Source organism: Nostoc piscinale CENA21 (assembly GCF_001298445.1).
GTDB classification, from domain to species: Bacteria; Cyanobacteriota; Cyanobacteriia; order Cyanobacteriales; family Nostocaceae; genus Nostoc_B; species Nostoc_B piscinale_A.
This window is the reverse complement of the sequence record NZ_CP012036.1, coordinates 5,647,312-5,664,847: the sequence shown is the minus strand read 5'-3', so window position 1 is coordinate 5,664,847 and position 17,536 is coordinate 5,647,312. Positions and strand designations below refer to the sequence as shown.

General features: G+C 41.3%; 16 protein-coding genes, 2 pseudogenes and 1 riboswitch. Of the genes and pseudogenes, 6 read left to right on the top strand and 12 right to left on the bottom strand.

Annotation, left to right across the window (positions count from 1 at the left end; all coding sequences use genetic code 11):
• Positions 1–20 precede the first annotated feature (20 nt).
• The 5 genes and pseudogenes from ACX27_RS24170 to ACX27_RS24150 all read right to left on the bottom strand — a co-directional run bounded on the left by ACX27_RS24170 (position 21) and on the right by ACX27_RS24150 (position 3,991).
• The gene (locus tag ACX27_RS24170) at positions 21–1,040 is read right to left on the bottom strand and encodes a 30S ribosomal protein S1 (RefSeq protein WP_062296163.1); all 1,020 of its coding nucleotides are present in this window, start codon (positions 1,038–1,040) and stop codon (positions 21–23) included.
• A 306-nt stretch (positions 1,041–1,346) separates the two neighbouring features.
• Positions 1,347–1,442: pseudogene (locus ACX27_RS24165) on the bottom strand (photosystem II reaction center protein T); the annotation flags it as partial.
• Between the two features lie 87 nt (positions 1,443–1,529).
• Positions 1,530–3,059, bottom strand: a complete 1,530-nt coding sequence (gene psbB, locus ACX27_RS24160; protein ID WP_062296161.1) for a photosystem II chlorophyll-binding protein CP47 — start codon at positions 3,057–3,059, stop codon at positions 1,530–1,532.
• A 152-nt stretch (positions 3,060–3,211) separates the two neighbouring features.
• Positions 3,212–3,460: a hypothetical protein gene (locus tag ACX27_RS24155; protein ID WP_144427521.1), complete on the bottom strand. Its 249-nt coding sequence runs from the start codon at positions 3,458–3,460 to the stop codon at positions 3,212–3,214.
• A 204-nt stretch (positions 3,461–3,664) separates the two neighbouring features.
• The gene (locus ACX27_RS24150) at positions 3,665–3,991 is read right to left on the bottom strand and encodes a hypothetical protein (RefSeq protein WP_062296158.1); all 327 of its coding nucleotides are present in this window, start codon (positions 3,989–3,991) and stop codon (positions 3,665–3,667) included.
• A 652-nt stretch (positions 3,992–4,643) separates the two neighbouring features.
• Between ACX27_RS24150 and ACX27_RS24145 the strand changes: the two genes are divergently transcribed.
• The gene (locus ACX27_RS24145; RefSeq protein ID WP_062296156.1) at positions 4,644–6,296 is read left to right on the top strand and encodes an ABC transporter substrate-binding protein; all 1,653 of its coding nucleotides are present in this window, start codon (positions 4,644–4,646) and stop codon (positions 6,294–6,296) included.
• Positions 6,297–6,447: 151 nt separating this feature from the next.
• Positions 6,448–7,472, top strand: a pseudogene (locus ACX27_RS24140) (ABC transporter permease).
• A gap of 104 nt (positions 7,473–7,576) precedes the next feature.
• Here ACX27_RS24140 and ACX27_RS24135 read toward each other — a convergent pair.
• A complete protein-coding gene (locus ACX27_RS24135) occupies positions 7,577–8,818 on the bottom strand; it encodes a molybdopterin molybdotransferase MoeA (protein WP_062296154.1) in 1,242 nt (413 codons plus the stop codon).
• Positions 8,819–8,852: 34 nt separating this feature from the next.
• On the bottom strand, positions 8,853–9,104 hold the full coding sequence (locus ACX27_RS24130) for a hypothetical protein (RefSeq protein WP_062296152.1): 252 nt from the start codon (positions 9,102–9,104) through the stop codon (positions 8,853–8,855).
• A gap of 437 nt (positions 9,105–9,541) precedes the next feature.
• On the opposite strand from ACX27_RS24130, the gene ACX27_RS24125 reads away from it, so the two are divergent.
• The 4 genes from ACX27_RS24125 (at position 9,542) to ACX27_RS24115 (ending at position 12,803) form a co-directional block, all read left to right on the top strand.
• On the top strand, positions 9,542–10,099 hold the full coding sequence (locus ACX27_RS24125; RefSeq protein WP_062296150.1) for an RDD family protein: 558 nt from the start codon (positions 9,542–9,544) through the stop codon (positions 10,097–10,099).
• 44 nt (positions 10,100–10,143) lie between these two features.
• Positions 10,144–10,338 carry a 50S ribosomal protein L33 gene (gene rpmG / locus ACX27_RS31205; protein ID WP_083468823.1) on the top strand — a complete coding sequence of 65 codons (195 nt, stop codon included), beginning with the start codon at positions 10,144–10,146 and terminating at the stop codon, positions 10,336–10,338.
• Between the two features lie 2 nt (positions 10,339–10,340).
• Positions 10,341–10,556 (top strand): 30S ribosomal protein S18, encoded by a 216-nt coding sequence (gene rpsR / locus ACX27_RS24120; protein ID WP_062296148.1) that lies wholly within the window; start codon positions 10,341–10,343, stop codon positions 10,554–10,556.
• A 186-nt stretch (positions 10,557–10,742) separates the two neighbouring features.
• The gene (locus ACX27_RS24115; protein ID WP_062296146.1) at positions 10,743–12,803 is read left to right on the top strand and encodes a ribonuclease catalytic domain-containing protein; all 2,061 of its coding nucleotides are present in this window, start codon (positions 10,743–10,745) and stop codon (positions 12,801–12,803) included.
• 391 nt (positions 12,804–13,194) lie between these two features.
• On the opposite strand, the gene ACX27_RS31200 is transcribed toward ACX27_RS24115, so the two are convergent.
• The 5 genes from ACX27_RS31200 to ACX27_RS24085 form a co-directional block, all read right to left on the bottom strand.
• Complete coding sequence (locus ACX27_RS31200; protein WP_083468822.1) at positions 13,195–14,142, bottom strand: IS630 family transposase; 948 nt, start codon at positions 14,140–14,142, stop codon at positions 13,195–13,197.
• A 168-nt stretch (positions 14,143–14,310) separates the two neighbouring features.
• Complete coding sequence (locus tag ACX27_RS24100; protein ID WP_062296144.1) at positions 14,311–15,084, bottom strand: cobalt-precorrin-6A reductase; 774 nt, start codon at positions 15,082–15,084, stop codon at positions 14,311–14,313.
• An 18-nt stretch (positions 15,085–15,102) separates the two neighbouring features.
• Complete coding sequence (locus tag ACX27_RS24095) at positions 15,103–15,522, bottom strand: DUF1636 domain-containing protein (RefSeq protein ID WP_062296143.1); 420 nt, start codon at positions 15,520–15,522, stop codon at positions 15,103–15,105.
• Positions 15,523–15,544: 22 nt separating this feature from the next.
• Positions 15,545–15,703: riboswitch (cobalamin riboswitch) on the bottom strand.
• 312 nt (positions 15,704–16,015) lie between these two features.
• Positions 16,016–16,447, bottom strand: a complete 432-nt coding sequence (locus tag ACX27_RS24090) for a hypothetical protein (protein WP_062296141.1) — start codon at positions 16,445–16,447, stop codon at positions 16,016–16,018.
• A gap of 289 nt (positions 16,448–16,736) precedes the next feature.
• Positions 16,737–17,513, bottom strand: a complete 777-nt coding sequence (locus tag ACX27_RS24085; protein WP_062296139.1) for an MBL fold metallo-hydrolase — start codon at positions 17,511–17,513, stop codon at positions 16,737–16,739.
• Positions 17,514–17,536 lie beyond the last annotated feature (23 nt).

Here is a 17,536-nt window from a genome sequence, read left to right as displayed (position 1 = left end):
AATGCAATTATCTATTAATCTTACTCTTCAATAGCTACGGGAATTTCTTCTTCAATAGCTGCTGGAATCTCTTCTTCAATAGCTGCTGGAATTTCTTCTTCAGCTACAGCTTCCTCAGTAGGAGGTGCGGTGATCCCTTGTTGTTTCGCTAACAGTTGCTCACGATACTTAGCTGCCATTTCTTCAGCTTTATCGTAAACCAAATCACGGTTTTTAATCATATCACCGGGTTCTGGTTCCAACTGTTTGGTAGATAGAGAAATCCGACCTCTTTCAGCATCCAAATCAATGATCATCACTTTCACTTCATCATTGACATTGAACACGCTGTGAGGTGTATCGATATGTTCGTGAGAAATTTCCGATATGTGTAACAAGCCACTGACACCACCGATGTCGATGAAAGCACCGTAAGGCTTGATCCCGCGAACTGTACCAATTACTACCTCGCCAACTTCGAGGCGGTTCATCTTACGTTCAACCAGCGCCCGACGATGAGATAAAACTAGGCGGTTACGTTCTTCGTCTACTTCCAAGAACTTCAAGGGTAGTTCTTCACCCACTAATTCTTCTTTGGGTTTGCGAGTACTAATGTGGGAACCAGGGATAAATCCACGCAATCCCTCAATTCTTACCAACGCACCACCACGGTTTGTTGCAAATACACCAGAACGCACAGTTGCATCTTCAGCTTGCAACTGACGTACACGTTCCCAAGCCCGCATATATTCAATACGACGAATCGAGAGGGTCAACTGACCATCTTCGTTTTCATCAGTAAGGATGAAAAACTCGCGTGTTTCGTTCGACTGTAAAACTTCTTCCGGGGCATCTACCCGGTTAATAGACATTTCTTGTATGGGGATATATGCTGCTGTTTTAGCACCGATGTCAATCAGAGCGCCGCGCGGCTCTATACTGAAAACCGTTCCTGGTACAATATCTCCAGGGCTAAAGTGATAGTCGTATTTGTCAAGTAGAGCAGCGAAATCTTCGTGAGTAAATCCAATTTCTGTAGCGGTTAAGTTCTGATTGACCATGCTGATTTGTTCCTGGTTCTAGTCTCCGTAAAGTTTTGTGACATAATGATAATGCCTGTGTAAGCCACTGAAGACCAGTGTAAGCTTACGTCCCTTATTAATCCTAGCGTAGAAAGCTAGTGTTAACACATATCAACTTCCAGATAGAAGATTATATCATATAAAAAATGGCATTTGCCTATCAGCCATAAGTTAGAAGAGATTTTTATACATTGCTAAATTCAGTAAAATATCCGCCGTTATAGCTAGACAACGGCGGATATTTTGTGTTTGCAAAGCTTGGTAATAGTAACCTACTACTCGTCTTTTTTTCTCAATGCGGGGAGGTTCACGGAAGGCGATCGCAAAAAACAGAACGCCTATGCACAAAGTAAAAATTAAAATGTATGCAACGCTTTCCATCTCAAAAGCTCCTTAGAGTAATGAGTGCTGAGTGCTGAGTGCTGAGTTCCAGACTTTACTCATTACTCATTACTCAGCACTAAATAATTAGAGGGCTTCCTTCCGGCGGGTTGATTTATCACCCACTTTCTGGAACAGACCCCATTCGACTTGCTCTTCTAGGTCGGCTTCCACACCAGCAAATACATCTCGGTAGATTGTCCGAGCGCCGTGCCATAAGTGACCGAAGAAGAATAATAAAGCGAATACTGCGTGTCCAAAGGTAAACCAACCTCTAGGACTGGTACGGAATACCCCGTCGGAGTTCAAGGTTTCGCGGTCAAATTCAAAGATTTCGCCGCCTTGAGCTTTACGAGCATATTTCTTCACATCAGCAGGATCTGTGAAGGTCTTACCGTTTAAGTCACCACCATAGAAGCTAACGGTGACACCAGTTTGTTCAAAGCTATATTTAGATTCTGCCCGACGGAAAGGAATGTCAGCGCGGACAACACCATCGCTGTCGGTCAAAATTACGGGGAAGGTTTCAAAGAAGTTAGGTAGACGACGGACAGTCAATTCTCTACCTTCAGCATCTGTGAATACTGCGTGACCTTGCCAAGACTGAGCAATACCATCACCCTTGACCATAGGGCCTGTACGGAACAAACCACCTTTGGCAGGGCTATTACCAACGTAATCGTAGAATGCCAATTTTTCAGGAATTTGTGACCAAGCTTCAGACAAGCTTGCACCGTTGGCTACGCTTGCTTGTACACGACGGTTAATTTCTTGACGGAAGTAGCCTTGATCCCATTGGTAACGGGTAGGGCCAAACAGTTCGATGGGGGTGGTTGCGCTACCGTACCACATGGTACCAGCCACAACGAAAGCCGAGAAGAATACTGCCGCAATACTGCTGGAAAGTACGGTTTCAATGTTACCCATCCGTAGGGCTTTGTATAGCCTTTCGGGTGGTCTAACTGTGAGGTGGAATAAACCAGCAATAATGCCAACAACACCTGCGGCGATGTGGTGAGCTACAATACCGCCGGGGTTAAAGGGGTTAAAGCCATCTGGCCCCCATTCTGGTGCTACTGGCTGGACGCTACCCGTGACTCCATAAGCGTCAGAAATCCACATCCCAGGGCCGTAAAGTCCGGTGAGGTGGAATGCACCAAAACCAAAGCAAAGTAAACCAGATAAGAACAGGTGAATACCAAACATTTTTGGCAAGTCTAGTGCTGGTTCACCAGTCCGAGGATCTCTAAAGAGTTCCAAATCCCAGTAAACCCAGTGCCAAACTGCGGCTAAGAATAATAAACCAGAAAGTACGATGTGAGCAGCAGCTACACCTTCAAAAGACCAGAAACCAGGGTCAGTAGCAGGGCCACCAGTAACGCTCCAGCCGCCCCAAGATTGGGTAACACCTAGACGTGCCATGAAGGGCAGCACGAACATCCCTTGTCGCCACATGGGGTTGAGAACAGGATCGCTGGGGTCATAAATAGCGAGTTCATATAACGCCATTGAACCAGCCCAGCCTGCCACCAGGGCTGTGTGCATTAAGTGTACAGAAATCAGCCGCCCTGGATCGTTCAGAACAACTGTATGTACTCGGTACCAAGGTAGTCCCATCGACTACGCTCCTCCTTGAAGAGTTATGTTTACAAAGCAATTTTGTTTACTGAGTTCTTTAAATTGGCGAAGACCGCTTTTTAAAGAAATCTCTGAGTTTTTTTATTGCCAGGGTTCTGAGTTTAACCACGGCTCAGTCTTTACAAGACAGACTATGTGGCTTTGGCAACACTTAGACGCTGCGGTAGCTTGACCTTTTGGGGTTGCGATCGCTTGTCTTCTCCAAGAATTTTTTCATAAAACTCTCCCTTGTTCTCAGGGAACTCGGCAAATACCGGGTTGGTATTTGGGTAATCGAGCGAGCTACCCTTGTTGGCAGCAGCCTTGTAGTCGTCTACGCGATCGCCATACAAAAATGAGAATGTTTTAAAAAGTGTAACTATTGATGGAATTGTTTGCAAGCGGGTAAATCGATGCGATCAGTATCCCATCTGTGTTATCTTCTCACAAATCTCCGTCACAATTTCATTTACGTAGATTAAGGGAGTAGGAAGTGGTGAGTGGGGTAGATAGGGAGGACAACTCAGTAATTATTCCTTGTAACCAATCTGCCATATACCTACCCAATCTTATCCTTCCTCCCTATTGACTATTGCTACAACAAATTACTGTGTCACCAATTGGATGTTTTGTAGCTGACACTTGGCTTCGGCTGTATTGAGACGTTCAATTACCTGTTCGGCACTCATTAGACGCTTTAGTACTACTTGGCCAATTGTTTGAGTGGCAATTTCTGAGGTTGAGGGTTTAACTTCTATTGTTAAAACAGCTTCTTCTGTACGATAAAGCCAGAGTAATTCATTGTTTTCTACTATACAAATATTCATCCTCTGAATATCTGGTTGCCGTCGCCATGCAGTAATTTGCCACAACCCATCAGATGACCAAACTCTACCAATATTCCATCCTTCCGAAAGAAAAAAATATTTCACGGTTTTATCTCGCTATTTTGACTATAAATTTTGATATCTACACCCACAAATTTGACTCGGTAGATGTTTTAAATAAAGCAGCTTGGCTCATCAAGCTATGATGCCAAGATTCCTGATTATGCTTTTAATCAAGCACTCTCATCAGTTAAAAGGCTAACTTGAAATGTAAAGTATGAGAGCTAATTGAGCAGCTTAACAAATTTTATTTAAAATAATCTTATTCTTTTAAGACAATTTTATCTGCTTTGTAAATTTCAGATTAAATACTGAAATTTTGCGGATTTTCACATATACAGACTGTCTTATAAATTTGCTGGAATTTTAAATTCAAATAGTTCAAAATATCACATTAAAATATGGCTGCAACAAAATTAGTTTTTGTAACATTTTTTGATATAAGTTCAATAATTGTGCTTTTAACCTCTGTAATATCAAATTACGGCAGTCAAAGTATTAGGGAAGGACATTTAAAAAGCACGAATGTCAAGCCTAGTAAGACTTTTACCTCCTGCTTCTTGCTATACATTGATGGTTTGTTTAGTAAATAAGTATTACTGCTTAACCTGAGCCTGTCTGAAATTATAAAAAATTGGGTATTATTGCCAGACATATAGTATGATTACTGACCGCTAATTGGAAAAATTTCAAAGGTATGACTTTGTTTCCCTTGTCTGTACGAAGATGGGGTCGGTTGACTCAATTCGTTTCTCTGTTCTGTCTGTGTTTGTTTTTAGTCATTAGTTGTGGTACGCGACAACAAGCGAATACCACGCCGTCGAGTAATGCCAATACGCCTGGGGGTGATGGTCGTATTACGATTGGGACAACTGCCAAGCCGAGGACATTAGATCCAGCAGATGCTTACGAGTTGGCATCTTTGGGTTTAGTGTTTAATATGAGCGATCGCCTTTATACTTACGAACCAGGTAGCACAGAAATTAAACCCCAACTGGCGACAAGTTTACCTAAAGTCAGCAAAGATGGTTTAACTTACACTATCCCACTACGCCAAGGAGTTGTGTTTCACGATGGCACACCCTTCAACGCTAAAGCAATGGAGTTTAGTATTAAGCGATTTATTGAAAATAAAGGTAAACCTTCTTTTTTATTAGCTGATACAGTAGCTTCCGTAACTGCCACGGGTGAAAATGAGTTAACAATTAAACTCAAAAAACCCTTTGCAGCATTTCCCTCATTACTGGCATTTTCAGGAGTTTGTGCAGTTTCACCCAAAGCTTATGAAATAGGTGCTGGTAAATTCAAACCCAATACATTTGTTGGGACTGGCCCTTATAAATTAGCGCAGTATGGGACAGATTCACTGCGGATGGATGTATTTGATAAATATTGGGGAGAAAAACCCGTAAATCAAGGTATTAATGTCCAAATTCAAACCAGTCCAGTTAACTTGTTTAATGCTTTTCGTACAGGTGCAGTAGATGTTGCTTATTTATCACTACAACCTGACCAAATTCGCAGCTTAGAAGAAGGTGGTAAAAAAGGAGATTGGCAAGCGATTACAGCCCAAGGTAGTGTAGTAAGTTATCTGGTATTAAATCGCAATCAAAAACCTTTAGATAAACCAGAAGTTAGACAAGCGATCGCAGCAATTATCGACCGTCAACTATTAAATGAGCGAGTTTTATACGGTCAGGCTGATCCACTTTATAGTATGATTCCGACTACATTCAACGTTTCCCAACCATTATTTAAAGATAAATATGGTGACGGTAAATTTGATCAAGCCAAGGAATTACTCACTAAAGCTGGCTACTCTAAAGATAATCCTGTCAAAATTCCTGTTTGGTATCCTTCTAGTTCACCGACTCGCAGTTTAGCAGCGCAAACACTCAAATCACTGGCTGATACTAAAATGGATGGCATTGTCCAATTAGAAGTCAACACAGTCGAAGGGCCGACTTTCTTTAAAGACATTTCTAAAGGTTTATATCCCGCAGCTTTGCTTGATTGGTATCCTGACTTTTTAGATCCAGATAACTATGTACAACCTTTCTTAGCTTGTCAAAAAGGGTCTGATGCGAAAGGTTGTGAAGATGGCGGTAGTCAAACTCAAGGTTCGTTTTACTATAGCGAAACCATGAATAAACTCATCGACCAACAACGCAAAGAACAAAATCCTAGCGCACGAGGGCAAATTTTTGCTCAAATTCAAACCCAAGTACTAAATGATGTACCTTACGTTCCCCTTTGGCAAAACAAAGACTATGTATTTGCTCAAAAAGGTGTTAGTAACGTGCAGCTTGACCCTACTCAGAACTTGATTTATAAAACAATCAAAAAATAGTTAATAGTCCTTTGTCATTTGTCCTTCGTCTTTTGTATTCTATTTCACAAATAACGAATGGCAAATGACCAATGACTAATACTTTGGCTTCTCCTGTCGGAGACGCTGCGCGAACGCTCAGTACAAGTGACTAATGACAAATAACTAAAATATGTCTCGCTCAAAAGCCCTACAATATTACATTGTTTCGCGGTTGCTCCTAGCGCCATTACAACTTTTAACTATCATACTATCGTATTTTTATTATTACGCGCGACACCCGGAGATCCTGCTGATGCGATTTTGGGTGGACGTGCGCCAGAAGCAGCAAAGGAAGAATTACGCAAGCAATTAGGATTAAATTTACCTATTTGGTTGCAGTATTTAAATTATTTAGGTAATTTACTGCGGTTTGATTTAGGAACTTCTTTAACCAGTCGCGGACAAAATGTTTGGGACATCATCGGACAGTATTTCCCCGCAACAGTGGAGTTAGCTGTATTTAGTATGGCAGTTGCGCTAATTGTTGGGATTTTGGTAGGTACGCTTTCCGCTTCTCGTCCAGGAACTTATTTTGATATAGGTGGAAGGTTATTTGGAATTATTACTTACGCTTTACCAATGTTTTGGGCGGGAATGCTGTTACAGCTAGTTTTTTCTGTGCAATTGGGTTGGTTTCCTAACTCGAACCGTTTTCCGCCGACACTACCGCCACCATCACCAATTACCGGCTTATATACCTTTGATAGTTTGTTGAGTGGTAATTTGACGCAGTTTTTTGCTTCTTTGCACCATCTTGCCCTACCGAGTTTGACTTTGGGAATTTTGCTCAGTGGCATTTTTGAGCGTATTGTCCGGGTTAATTTAAAACAAACCCTGCGTGCAGACTATGTAGAAGCGGCTAGGGCGAGAGGAATTGCAGAAAATAAAATTTTAGTCTCTCATGCTTTAAAGAATGCCTTAATTCCCGTAATTACGGTGTTAGGCTTGACCTTTGCTTCGTTGTTGGGTGGTGCGATTTTAACAGAAGTGACATTTTCTTGGCCTGGTTTAGCTAATCGCTTATATCAAGCAATCAGCGATCGCGATTATCCCACAGTCCAAGGTGTTTTGGTATTTTTTGGTGCGATCGTTGTGGGGGCAAGCATTTTAATTGATATTATTAATGCTTACGTTGACCCACGTATTAGGTATTAAAGTAAAGCGGCGTGAATATTTGTAGTTTGGAAAAGGCAGGAGGCAGAAGGTAGGAGGGTTTTAGATATGTGTACACACCCAACCGTGAAGTCAAAATTCAAGATTTACACAGCAGCAATTAATAAGACTTGTACTTCTTCGCCTGCTGTAATTAAGGTTTGACCTACTGATAAAACTGCTAAGGCATTAGTTTGAGCTAAGTTAATTAAGTTGCCAGAATTATGAGTACCACCAGCTGTGTGAAATTCGTAAACGTCAGCAACTAAATTTAATTTTCCCCAAATATAAGTTTCGCGTTTACCATTGGCGCGTAGTTCATCATGCGATCGCACCTTAATAAATTTTGCCTCCCAGCCTTCAGAAAGTCCAGCTAATTTTTTAATTGTAGGTTGTACAAATCGCCAAAAAGTTACTAAAGCTGAAACAGGATTTCCCGGTAAACCAAAATAAATGGCTGAATTTTGCTGAGGGAAATTCGCCACAGTTAATGGTTTTCCTGGTGTCATTTCCACAGCGCGAATATGAATTTCTGCCCCTAAATCTTCCAGAATTTTATCTACATAATCATATTCACCAACAGAAACCCCCCCAGAAGAAAGCACAATATCAGCATTTGCTATGGCGTAAGCAATGGTTTCTTGTAAAGCCACAGGATTATCTTTCACAATGCCTAATAATAAAGGCTCTGCACCAGTTTCTTTAACTAAAGTTGCCAGAGCATAATTATTAGAATCAACAATTTGTCCTGGTTGTAATGGTGTATTTGGTGTAACTAATTCATCACCAGTAGAAAAAATTGCAACTTTTGGACGGCGGTAAACTTTGACTTGGGGACATTGTGCTGCTGCTAAAACAGCAATTTCCGCCGCTTTTAATTTGATTCCGGCGGGTAAAAGTTGATTTCCGGCTTGATAATAAGATCCTTTGTGTCTGACATATTCTTTTGGTTGTGGTGCGACTTGAATCAACACACGATTTTCCTCGCGGCTTGTCCTTTCTTGCATAACTACAGTATCCGCACCTGTTGGAATTACTGCACCAGTAAAAATTCGCGCTGCTTGTCCTGGTTGAATTGTGGTTTTTGGTTGATATCCTGCGGGAATTTCTTCAACAATATCTAAAATTGCTGGTTGTTGGGCGTTAGCTTGCTGTACATCTGCGTAACGGACTGCGTAGCCATCCATCGCTGAATTATCCCAATGGGGAAAGTCTAGCTGACTGGTAATGGGGTTTGCCAGAATGCGATCGCTTGCCGCCAATAAATCTACAATTTCTATATCCCGTCTAGGATCTAACGGTTGTACCAAATTTGAAATAACTGCTTCTACATCGCTAACTTGCAACATGGTGAAAGACTCTGGTAATGCAACTTAAAAATATTCAAGCTATATCCTGAACACTTATAATTCCATTACTACACCATGATTGTAGTAGCCATTTATTAGATTGCTGATCAAGGGCTGGTAAGATGCGGAAATTAAAAACATCTTGCCACACCTCAACACCATACTGAGTAACAAAAGTATTTTCTAATTCTTTAAAAAGCTGATAATCACGGTCATCAATAGCACTTAGCATCGGAATGAGGATGCTAACGGGGATTTGATTAGCAGTTGTCCCTGTGGATGTCATTCTGGGTAATCCTCAAAAATACAAATAAATGGTAGCGGCTCATTTCCAGTATTGATAATTTTAACTAACCGCTTTCCTTTACTTCTAGCAAGTGCAAAACAAGCTAATTCTGTGGCTGCTGCTGACCAATCTCTATTATCTGTTGCTGGGTCAAACTTTTCCTCTTATGGTTGATTTTCCTCAGTCATACTGTTTTATGTTTATTAGGCGTGATTTCGGGCTTTTTCCGCAAAGCAAGCACCCAGCTATCACTTTAATATTAAGAAGAGAAGCATAGATTATTTCCCAACTGCTAAATAAAAATAAGTAGAAAGGCGTAAAAAAACCGAAGTATGTAAATAAAAGTAAATTTGCCCTAAACCCTCTTGCCTTCTGCCTCCTGCCTCCTGCCTTTCCCTAACGATAAATATTCATACCCACCTACTTACCTATTTAATATGACTATCGAAAGAACTCCGCAAAAACACTATCCCAAAGCCGAGATTTGGCGGCGAGGTCTGGCTTTGGGGCTGGATTTTTTAGGTGCTTGGTTAGTCAGTTCCCTATTTGGGAGTAGTAGCCTTGGTATTCAATTTATCCAGATTTTAGTTTTTATCTTTTGTTGGCTGATTTTACGGGTAGTGGTGGTATTTAATAATCGAGGGCAAAGTTTAGGACGCTGGGCTTTTGACTTGAAAATCCTAGAAGTAGAAAATGGGCAAGTAGTCGGGAGAATTCCAGAGTTGCTGGCACTGGTGAAGCGAGAAGCTATAATTGGCTTTGGTGCTTTGTTGGTGTCGATCGCCCTTGGCAACCTGAGAGCAAATCCCACTGCTATACTGCTATTACTTCCTCTGGCAATAGACTGTGGTGCAGCTTTCTCCGATCCCCAGTTACGGCAAGCTTTGCATGACCGTTACGCTAGAACTTTTATAGTTTCATCGCGTCGGGGCTACTCGCTCGATATCAAAATCAAGCGTTTAGTTGATACTTTGCAACGAAATGTGCGAAGATAGTCATTTGTGTAAATTTCTCTTCAGGCTTTACTGTTTGTAAGATTATGGCTAAGAGTAAAGGTGTCCGCATAATAGTGACACTAGAATGTACCGAGTGTCGTAGCAACCCTGACAAGCGTTCTCCTGGTGTGTCCCGGTATACCACCATGAAAAACCGTCGTAATACGACCAACCGTCTAGAACTGAACAAGTTCTGTACCCACTGCAACAAACATACCGTTCATAAGGAAATCAAGTAAAGATGAGTTACTATCGTCGTCGTCTGTCTCCAATTAAGCCAGGAGAGCCAATTGATTACAAGGATGTTGATTTACTGCGTAAGTTTATTACCGAACGGGGTAAAATTCTACCTCGGCGGATTACTGGGCTGACTTGTCAGCAACAGCGAGACTTAACATTAGCAATTAAACGGGCGCGGATTGTCGCATTGTTACCGTTCATCAACGCTGAAGGCTAAATCAATTTTAAGATTAGGATTTTAGATTTTGGATTAACAGGAAAAGCTTTGTCTTTCTAAGTCCAAAATCTCTAATCTGAATAATTAAAGTGTAAAATTGGTTCCTACATAAAATTTTCTGGGATTCGAGATTATATAATCTAAAATCCGAAATCTAAAATCTAAAATTATAAGAGTGCGAGAGTTGTGGAGAAGGGGACGCTAGTTGAATTTAGGGTTCAAGGCGATCGCCGTCTGGGTGTGGTAGATCGTCCAGATGGTAAGACCCGTTGGTTTGTGGTAGATGAACGTGGTCAATCCCACAGCCTCGCGCCGAGACAAATTACATATACAGTTAACGGACAAACCTACAAGTCCTCTGAAATTCCAAAATTTCTCGAAGAAGTCAAACCATATTTAGACCCATCTAGCTTAGAAGTGGCTTGGGAATTATTGGTGGAAGATGGAGAAGCAGTCACCCCATCGCAAATGGCGAATCTGCTGTTTTCCGAATCAGAACCAGCCCCTTGTTATGCAGCCCATTGCTTGTTATCAGATGACAAACTCTACTTCAAGCAAAAAGGCGATGCTTATGAACCGCGCACAACCGCCCAAGTAGCCGAACGTAAACATCAGATAGAAGTAGAAACCCTCAAAGCCAAGGGACAGCAAGAATTTTTAGTGCGTGTAGAACAAGCACTCAAAGGTGAAGCGGTAGAATGGCAAAGACACGATCGCCATCGTCTAGAAGCATTAGAAAAATACGCAGCTTTAATGGCTGATATTGTGCGGGAGGGAGTAAAATATGATGCGCTATCTAGGGCGTATCCTCCTCCAGCACCAGTCTTAGAAACGATGAATATGCTGGGGCGGCCTGGAACCCCCCAAGGAGCTTTTCAATTATTAGTAGACCTGGGCTGGTGGAGTCCTTATGAAAACTTGTTCCTGCGTCGTTCGTCAATTCCTGTTCAGTTTACTAGCAAGGTATTAGAAGTGGCGCAACAGCGTTTGGATTCCCCAACAACAGACTTGGATGCAAATCGCCTGGATTTGACTCATCTAAAGGTTTACACAATTGATGATGAAAGTACCACTGAGATAGATGATGGTCTGAGTTGGGAATCACTCAGTGATGGTCAAGAAAGATTGTGGGTACATATTGCTGACCCGACGCGCTGGTTAGAACCAGAAGATGACTTAGATTTAGAAGCCAGAAAGCGGGGAAGTACGGTTTATTTACCCACAGGGATGGTTCCCATGTTCCCAGAAATCTTGGCGACTGGGCCGATGAGTTTGGTACAGGGGAGAATTTGTTGCGCCCTCAGCTTTGGGATTATTCTAGATAGCAATGGGGCAGTAGAAGATTACAGCATTCACGCCAGCTTGATTAAACCGACATATCGCCTCACCTATGAAGATGTCGATGAGATGCTGGAATTAGGCGTGCAAGCAGAACCAGAAATTGCCGCGATCGCAAATTGGGCAATCAAACGCAAATCTTGGCGTTACAACCAAGGAGCCATCAGCATCAATATGCCAGAGGCAATGATTAAAGTCAAAGGTGACGATATTAGTATTGATATCTTAGACGATTCCTCATCACGGCAACTGGTAGCAGAAATGATGATTCTTGCTGGTGAAGTCGCCGCCCGTTACGGTCAAACTCATAATATACCTCTGCCCTTCCGTGGTCAGCCACAGCCAGAATTGCCCCCAGAAGAAGAATTAATTCAACTCCCTGCTGGGTTTGTACGTGCTTGTGCAATGCGGCGGTGTATGCCCAAGAGTGAAATGAGCATCACACCTCTACGTCATGCGGGTTTGGGATTAGATACTTATACCCAAGCCACTTCGCCCATCCGGCGCTACAGTGATTTACTCACTCATTTTCAACTCAAAGCCCATCTGCGCGGCGAAGTTCTGCCTTTTTCCGCCGAACAACTCAAAGAAGTAATGATGACTGTCTCTACCATTACCCAAGAAGTAACAATGGTAGAACGGCAAACTAATAGATATTGGGCATTAGAATATCTCCGCCGTCATCCTGAACAAGTTTGGTCAGTCACAGTCTTAATGTGGTTGCGTGAGGACAGTAACTTAGCACTGATTCTATTAGAAGATTTGGGCTTGCAGTTACCAATGGCTTTTAGACGTTCTGTAACCTTGGGTGAACAGTTATTAGTGAAAGTGAGTATTGCCGACCCACAAAAAGACATGATTCAATTCCAAGAAATCATGTATCAAGAAGCTCAGTCCGCGGCTAATTAATTTTTATTGTAATTCAGCACCAAATCATAGTTTTTGAATCCTCTCTCAAAAACTAAAATAGTTGTGTTTGACCGAAATGACTAAAATGATGGAATAGAGTTTGAATAAAATTAACCGCAGATAAACGCAGATGGACGCGGATAAAATTGCGATTATTTGCACAGATATAGCTGTGTCGGTCTAGTGGAATCTCTCGACTTACAATATTTTTAGTGTAACTTTTATAAGCTAATTACTTTACTTATTGTCACAAATATTACTGCTATTGATGTATCAAATTTACGGATGCTAAATATTACTACTTAAAAATCTTTTATCATGAAGCGATCGCAAGCGCATTTTTACTTAGTCCCCATACTCACAACATTAACAATTACAGCACTTTGCGAGACTAACTGGTACAGTAGCAGCAGTGAGAAAAATAGTTTTGAAGTTGCTGACTGGAGCATAAAAGTACTCCAAGAGCTAAGAGTTGTTCGACGGCAAATTTATTATGTGGAGAAAACTTTCTGATAAATGCCTTGAGTTGCCACCATAAATGTTCGATGGGATTAAATTCTGGGGAATAAGGTGATAAGTAAACGACTCTGGCACCGACGGACTCTATCATCTCCTTGATACCTTTGATCTTGTGTGCCCTCAAATTATCCATTACTACTACTGCTCCGGGCCATAATTGAGGCAATAGTTCTTCTTGAATAAATTGTTTGAAGTCATCACCCGTCATAGATTTGTCTAATGTCTTCATTGCTAGGATGGACTTGTGGCTGATTGCCCCGACGACAGTTACCCGACTTCCACGATAAAATGGCTTGACATCATACACCCGCGTTCCTTTTTTACTTCTGCCCAGTTCCCGCATTAACCCTAGCAATATTCCCATTTCGTCCAGGAACACCAAGTCATCTACAAATACATCCCGGATAATTTCCCAATACTCTAACCGTTTATTTTGTGTTGTTTCTCTGTGACCTTGGCTGCTTTTTGAGTGTTTTTTTTTGACTGTCAATTCTTGTTTTTGGAGAAATCTGCACATTGCACTCTCACTCAATCTGACTCCTGTTTTTTCTCCCCAATATTCACAATATTCGGCTAGGGTATAATCTGGAAATTCCGCCACCATTTCCTCTATCTGGTGTTCATAACCAGACAGTTGACTTGCTTTTCCTCCCGTTGCTGGTCTTGGCTGTAACGTTCCTTGTTCCCGTTTTTGCTTTACCAATCCTTGCACTGTATTTTTACTTACCTTGAATCTTGCTGCTACTTTCCTAATTGATGTATTTCCTGCTTCGTAAACACTAATTATTTTCTCTCTTAAATCTATTGAGTATGGTTTCATCTTATTTTTTACTTTATCTTCTTAAATATTGTGCCTAACTGTTACGCAAAGTGCTGTATTATGGGATTTGTTAGATATCCGACTTCTTAAAAAAAGTCGGGTATCTCGCAGTCCAACAACAAAATATTGATGATATTGACTGGAATTTTTAGCCTTAATTGAATTGTACTACCCTATACTCTTACTTTTTAATTTATCTAATAACCAAGCTACTGCACCATCAACATCTGTAACTTGTTCGCCGGTTGGGACTGAGGAACGCTTGACCATAACAACCTGTACACCCAGTTCTCGTGCGGCAATAATTTTGGCGTAAGTTGCATCACCACCACTATTTTTACTCACAATGGTGTCAATGTTGTGCTGAACCAGAATTTTCCGTTCATTTTCTAGGATAAAAGGGCCGCGATCGCACAATATTATTCCCGGTGGTACTAAGGCATCTTTTCCAGGCGGGTCAATCATCCGCATCAGAAACCATATATCTTGAAGATGGGCAAAAGTGCTGAGTTCTTGTCTGCCAACGGTTAAGAATACTCGTTTGGCTTGGTTTGGCAAAATATCGGCGGCGGCGGCATTACTATCTACTTCAATCCAGCGATCGCTTGTTGTTTTCTCCCAAGCAGGACGAATTAACATTAATCTGGGTATCCCGACTTCATTGGCTGCCGCCGCCGCATTGTATGATATTTGACTGGCGAAGGGATGGGTAGCATCAATTAACACATCAATTTTCATTTGACGCAGATATTCTACCAGTCCATCCACACCCCCAAAACCACCAATCCGCACATTTCTAGAGGGAAGCGAGGGTTCACGGGTGCGACCGGCTAAAGATGCGATCGCTTCAATCCCATCAATAGTTGCAACTCTCGCACCGAGTTCTGTCGCTTCTGTGGTTCCACCCAAAATTAAAACACGTTTATTCTCAGCACTCAGCACTTTTAACTCAGCACTATTTTACAAGGGTGGAATTTTCGCTAATATACCCCGTTTCAAGGGTTCGGGTCGTTCTGACCAAGGCAATACTCCGTCAGTTTTAGTGTAGTACTGCTCGGCACACTCCAAAACAGCCGCCGCACTGTTATCAAAATCTAAATCACCAAACAGATAAGTTAACTTACCTTGAGCAGCAAAAGCAACAACACAAGAACGGTTACAAGCACTCATACATTCAACCGCTTGGATCGGAAATTCTTCGCGTAAATCCCAATCTTGCGCCAATTGCTGAATTTGGTGCAGGAGTTTTTGACCGCCACTTTCACCTACACGCTTACCATCTTGCCAAACACTGGCACAGGTTTGGCAAACAAATAAAGTATGAGTATGAGCAGCAATATTGTCAGAATTACTTGTAATAGCAGTATGGGCAGCAGTCATCCGTACCTCGCAGATGTGATGGACTTAATTTTATAATTCGGCGGGCATCCTGACTGGGAAAGTAGCTTGTAAACATTTGACCTTTCCTTCACAGTTGCGGGACAGCGTCGGATTTGCACCGAACTTTCCCCCTTTCCTTTGGTGGCTGATCCCCACCAAAACCGAATGTTCTAACTATCATAAACTTTTACCCGCCTAAGTTGTACAGCAGGTGATAGGTTACAGAGTTAAAAATCTGTTGCTATCTAATGTTTATAAAGAACAAAATCCCTAACTTATAAACAAAGTTAAGGATATCAGAAAACATTAATTTTCATAGAATAAAAGATACTAGTACAGGTCAGCGTAAATAAACAGACCATCTCGAATTGCAAAAAGGCTTGTGGTATGATGATTCTTTCTTTTTCCTTTTGACTTTTTCCTGGTTGTACTAACCCCTAGCCTCTCTTTCATCCAAAGCTTGTAAGATTTATTTCATTTTTCCTATGTAAATTTAATGAGCAAAAGTTTTTTGTAGAGATGCTAGTTGTACATCAACCTCACTGAGATAGCTGGGATTGTATAAAAATTGATTGGGGATTTTTTTGGCATTAACGGCAGCTTTTACCACATCTTCTGCCTTAACATTACCGTGCTGGTGTTGAAATATCAAAGTCTTGCCACTGGGAATGCCTTGTGATTCTAAATTACCTTGATAAGCAAGATAAACTAGATTCAGCGGTTGCATCACATGAGAATTAGTAACATTACTGGGCGACATATAAGAGTTAACAGATGTGGTGATTACTTGCCCATGTGTTGTAATATTAGCAACATTAGCATTATGAGAGATTTTTTCACCATTCGCTTGAGCCGACGAAATTCCAGCAGACAAAATTACAGCAGCGACAGTAAAAAAAGAAGTTGTGATAGTTGAGATTTTCATAAGCTTATACCTTGGTTCGTTTTAATAGTTGGGATAGAAGTTGACTAGTATTAATATTTTTTTATAACTTAAGACTTTTGTTGCTGAATTCACCTGAATGGTTGAATTAAGGCTTGGTTAATTGAGTGGATAGTTGTAAAGGGTAACTACAGTCACAATATTCTGATTCCAGAAAAGATGAATAAAAATTTAGCAAGTTTACAGATTTTTCTGTGATGTATTTTTAGACTGCTTGGAGAAAATTAGCGATCGCTCTATTTATCATTTTACGCGATCGCTTACACTGAAGTTAACGGGTTAAAACGCGATTTTGTAAGTTTAATTCCAAGCGATCGCCTGGTTTAGGTTCTAACACCTGGGTAGTAAGATTATTCTTCTGGAAAGAAGTCCGCAAATCTTCAGCCGTCCCCACAGCCTTTAAAAAGTTAACCATCAACCCCTCATAGGTTGCATCAGCCTTTGCTGCTGTAGGTAGGATAAATTGTGGTTGCAGCCATTTAGCTACTTCCAAAGCACTGTTTGTTCCGCGAATAATTGCGCCAACTAACGGTAATGTCAAATCAACCGTTGGTGTAATTAGCACATCTACCGGTGCAAATTGTTTTAACTGTGGCGAGTGATAGCCATGCGGCTCATAATAGAGGGTGAAATCAGTAGCTAATTCTTTTAACAAATAACTGTTTTCTATCAAAGTCGGGCCAATAGGAGAACCAGGTAAAGCCCGAATTTCTAATTGATTATTAAAAGTAAAAGTTTCACCATGCCCTAGACAAGTGACACAAGTGTAACCCAAATCTTGAACCACTTTGGTCGCATTAGGCGAAGCCACAACCGGAATTGTATGGTCAAGTTGCTTTAATGTCGGCAAATGTGCATGGTCTGGCAAACCTTGAGACAACAATATTAAATCAATCTGCTCGGAAATTAAGCGTTCTTGTTTGAGAGAAGCTTTAAACAGCCAATCTAAGCCAAAACTTAATTCACCAACTAGCCAAGGGTCAACCAATATCCGTTGACCACTAATTTCAATTAACCAGCTATTGTTGTCTAACCAAGTTAAGTACATAACCAAACCGAAGTAACACCTGC